General features: G+C 70.5%; 5 protein-coding genes. 4 read left to right on the top strand and 1 reads right to left on the bottom strand.

Annotation, left to right across the window (positions count from 1 at the left end):
* Positions 1–14: 14 nt before the first annotated feature.
* From ACWCSD_RS48800 to ACWCSD_RS48815, 4 genes are all read left to right on the top strand, one after another.
* Complete coding sequence (locus ACWCSD_RS48800) at positions 15–1,040, top strand: LacI family DNA-binding transcriptional regulator (RefSeq protein ID WP_449926042.1); 1,026 nt, start codon at positions 15–17, stop codon at positions 1,038–1,040.
* 48 nt (positions 1,041–1,088) lie between these two features.
* Positions 1,089–1,967, top strand: coding sequence for a carbohydrate kinase family protein (locus ACWCSD_RS48805; protein ID WP_397164343.1), 879 nt, complete (start codon positions 1,089–1,091; stop codon positions 1,965–1,967).
* Positions 1,968–2,032: 65 nt separating this feature from the next.
* On the top strand, positions 2,033–2,599 hold the full coding sequence (locus ACWCSD_RS48810; protein WP_397164345.1) for a signal peptidase II: 567 nt from the start codon (positions 2,033–2,035) through the stop codon (positions 2,597–2,599).
* 101 nt (positions 2,600–2,700) lie between these two features.
* Positions 2,701–2,874: a hypothetical protein gene (locus tag ACWCSD_RS48815; RefSeq protein WP_449926037.1), complete on the top strand. Its 174-nt coding sequence runs from the start codon at positions 2,701–2,703 to the stop codon at positions 2,872–2,874.
* Positions 2,875–3,245: 371 nt separating this feature from the next.
* Here ACWCSD_RS48815 and ACWCSD_RS48820 read toward each other — a convergent pair.
* A partial coding sequence (locus ACWCSD_RS48820) for a PQQ-dependent sugar dehydrogenase (protein ID WP_449926039.1) occupies positions 3,246–4,334 on the bottom strand: 1,089 nt, incomplete at its 5' end.

Raw genomic sequence — 4,334 nt, forward strand, 5'->3', positions numbered from 1 at the left:
GGAGAACGAGGGAGATGGACGTCGCGCGCACGGAGGATGATCTCCTTGTACTACAACCGGTAGAGCTTGCAACTCTACCGGCGGGCAGACACGGCAAGCCCGGCGTCTCGGCAGGCACCCGGCAGGCGGTGATGACGGCCCTCGACCTGATGGGTTACGAGCGGCCGCCCCGCCTCAGGCAGCGCAGCAACGGGCTCATCGGGCTCGTCACGCCCGAGCTGGACAACCCGATCTTCCCGGCGTTCGCGCAGGCCATCGAGAAGGCGCTGACCCAGCACGGCTACACGCCCGTGCTGTGCACCCAGCTGCCCGGCGGCGCCCCTGAGGACGAGTTCACCGAGCTGCTGGTCGACCGCGGTGTCAGCGGCATCGTCTTCGTCTCCGGCCTGCACGCCGACACCACCGCCCGGATGGACCGCTACACCCGCCTGATCGACCGCGGCCTGCCGATCGTGCTGGTCGACGGCTACAGCGAGCACATCGACGCGCCCTTCATCTCGCCCGACGACCGCCTCGCGGCGCGGCTGGCCGTCCAGCACCTGGTCGACCTCGGCCACGAACGCGTCGGGCTCGCGCTCGGGCCGCGCCGGTTCGTCCCGGTGATCAGGAAGATCGAGGGCTACAAGCAGGCGATGGCCCACCTGCTCGGCGCCACCGACGTCGACGACCTGATCTCCCACTCGCTGTTCTCGGTCGAGGGCGGGCAGGCCGCCGCCGCGCAGCTGCTGGCCCGCGGCTGCACCGGGATCGTGTGCGCGAGCGACCTGATGGCGCTCGGGGCGATCCGCGCCTGCCGGCAGAAGGGGCTGGCGGTGCCGGGCGACGTGTCGGTGGTCGGGTTCGACGACTCGCCGCTGATCGCGTTCACCGACCCGCCGCTCACCACCGTGCGCAAGCCGATCGGGGCGATGGCCTCGGCCGCCGTGCAGACGCTGCTGGAGGAGGTCAGCGGCGCGCCGGCCAAGCACGTCGAGCTGATCTTCCAGCCGGAGCTGGTCGTGCGCGGCTCCACCGGTTCCGGTCCGCTGGTCAACCGCTGATCCCGGACGCTCTCTGTGAATGGCTCTCTGTGAAAGGCCGACCCACCGATGACGCCTGACGTGCTGGTCCTGGGCGGCGCCGGGGTGGACACCACTGTCTACGTGCCCGCGCTGCCTCTGCCGTACCAGGACACCTACCACGTGCCGCCCGTCGTCGACCGCGTCGGCAACACCGGGGCCGGGGTCGCCCTCGGCTGCCACGCTCTCGGGCTCGGCGTCGCCTTCGCCGACCTCGTCGGCGACGACCCGCAGGGCGCGCTGATCAGGCACGCCCTGCGCGACATCGACTGCAGGTGGGGGGTGGCGCAGGCGGGCACCCGGCGCAGCGTGCTGCTCGTCGGCCCCGACGGGCGGCGCACCTCCCTGCACGACCCCAAGGTCACGCCGGGGGAGCGGCTGCCCCGCGAGCTGTACGCCGGTGCGCGGCCCAGGCACGCGCACATCTCGATCATGGACTTCTGCCGCCACGTCTACCCCGACCTCGACGGCGTCCCCATCTCCACCGACCTGCACGACTGGGACGGTGTCGCCGACTACCAGAAGGACTTCGCCTACGGCTCCGACCTGGTGTTCCTGTCGGCCACCGCGCTGGCCGACCCGGCGGCCACGATGCGCGACATCCTCGCCGAGGGGCGCGCCCACACAGTCGTCTGCACGCGGGGCGCGGACGGCTGCCTCGTCCTGACCCGCGACTCGGCCGACGTACGGGCCTTTCCCGCCGCGCCCCTGCCCGGCCCGGTGGCCGACAGCAACGGCGCGGGCGACGCCTTCGTCTCCGGTTTCCTGTACGGCCTCCTGAACGGCCGGACGATCCCCGAGTGCGTCGCACTGGGCGCGGTCGCCGGTGCGCACGCGTGCACGGTCGAGGGCACTCACGAATCCCCGATCACCGAGAAACTGCTGCTCAGCAGGGCGTCCCAGCTCTGAGTGAGCGTGGCCGTGACCAAGGTTCGGTAGATTCGGGGCGAGAAGCCATGGATTGTGAGGCAAGAGTGTCGGACGAACGCGGCCCGCAGGAGACCAGCCGGGGAAGGCGGCCTCGCGCGTGGATGATCGTGCTGGCCGCGGTGGTGCTCCTGGTCGATCAGGCGTCCAAGTTCTGGGCGATGTCGGCTTTGTCCGGTGGTGAGGAGATCACCGTGATCCCGCGGCTGCTCTCGTTGCGGCTGCTGCTCAACCCCGGCGCCGCGTTCTCCCTGGGGGAGGGCGTGACGTGGGTGTTCGCGCTGGCCGCCGCCGGGGCGGTCGCCGGCATCCTGTACGCGTCCCGGCGGCTGCGTTCGCCGGCCTGGGGGGTGGGGCTGGGCGCACTGCTCGGCGGGGCCACCTCCCACCTGCTCGACCGCCTCTTCCGCCCGCCCGCGTTCGCCCAGGGGCACGTGGTGGACTTCATCGACTACGGCGGGTTGTTCGTCGGCAATGTCGCCGATATCGCCCTGACGGGCGGGTGCGCGCTGCTGTTCCTGCTCAGCGTCCGCGGGATCCCACTGGGGGACGCTCCCGGCGAGGAACGCCTGTCCTCGACGCCTTCGGCGTCCTCGGGGTCCTCGGCCGCCTGATCGAACGGCCGAAGGCCGGGCAGCGGTGGACCGTCGCCCGGCCTCCACCACTACGCGAAGGCCATGCGCCTGACGGAGGCCCATGCGCCTGACGGAGGCCCATGCGCCTTACGGAGGCCATGCGCCTGGCGGAGGCCATGCGCCTGACGGGGGCCATGCGCCTGGCGGAGGCCATGCGCCTGACGGGGGCCATACGTCTGGCGGAGGCCATGCGCCTGACGGGGGCCATACGTCTGGCGGAGGCCATGCGCCTGACGGAGGAGACCGGCTGGTAGGAGGCGTTCACCGCAGCCCTGTGCAACGCCGGCGCCACGTACGCCGACCTGGCAATGCTTCGCGAGGCCGTCGATCATCTGGAACGGGCCCTCATGCTTCGCGAGGCCGTCGAACACCTCGGACGGGCCCTCATGCTGAACGAGGCCATCGCCCACACCCCGGCCCAGGCCGTCAATCTGGGCAACCTCAGCTGCCTCTACCTGGAGGTGGGACGCCTCCACGACGCCGAGGCCAGGTTGAACCGCTCGCTGGCCCTGTGCCGCGAGCTGGAGCACCGGGCCAGTGAGGCGAACGGCCTGGCGATCATGGGCAAGGTCAGGCACGGCCTGGACCGGCTGCCCGAGGCCCGCGACACCCTCCTGCCCGCGGGTCACGATCGGGGCGTGATGTGCCAGATCGTGTTTCCTGCGTCGTCTGCGACCAGTAGGCGGCCGTTCTTGCCCGTGATCACGCCGACCGGCCGGCCGTACGTGGTGCTCTCGTCGGGGGCCGGTTTGAAGCCGGTCAGGAAGTCCTGGGGCTTGGCGCTGGGCATGCCGTTCTTGAAGGGGACGTACACGACCTTGTAGCCGACCGGATCGCCGCGGTTCCAGGAGCCGTGTTCGGTGATGAAAGCGCCGCCTCGGTAGGCCTCGGGGAACGTGGGGCTCTCGGAGAAGGCCAAACCGAGGGGAGCTGTGTGAGCGCCGAGGGCGTAGTCAGGGCGGAGCGCACGAGCCACCATCTCGGGACGCCGTGGTTGGACCCGCTCGTCTACGTGCTGCCCCCAATAACTCCACGGCCAGCCGTAGAAGTCACCAGGGCGTACACGCGTGAAGTAATCAGGTGCGGCATCGTCACCCAGAAGATCGCGTTCGTTGACGACTGTCCAGAGTGTCCTGGACTGCGGTTCGAGGGCCAGGCCATTGGGGTTTCTGAGGCCGGAAGCCAGGATGCGCTCACCGCTGCCGTCAGGGTTGATCTCCAGGATGGCGGCGCGCCGTCGTTCGGCATCCAGGCCATGTTCGCCCGCGTTGCTGGACGAGCCAACCGTGACGTAGAGCTTGGTGCCGTCAGGGGCGGCGAACAGGTTACGGGTCCAGTGGTTGTTGTAGCCGCCGGCCGGCAGGTCGAGGATCTTCTTCCCAGCGGCCGTGACCCGGGTTTCGCCCAGCTTGTACGGAAATCGCCAGACGCCGTCCGTGCCCGCGACGTAGAAGGCCGCCTGGGTGCCATCCGGGGCCGCCGGGCCGAGCGAGTACGGGGCGGACGCGGCCAGCAGCGCCATCCCGAACGGCTGATTGAGGTTCTCCAAGAACACGCTGCGGAAGTCGGCCACGCCGTCACCGTCGGTGTCGCGCAGCAGCGTGATCCGGTTGGCGCTGCGTTCGGTGGTCGAGCCGTCGTTGCGACGCAGCCAGTAGAACAGCCCCATGATCGGGGACTCCGGGTCCTTGGGCAGGGTGGCCGACTCGGCCAC

It is taken from the genome of Nonomuraea sp. NPDC001684 (assembly GCF_053596515.1).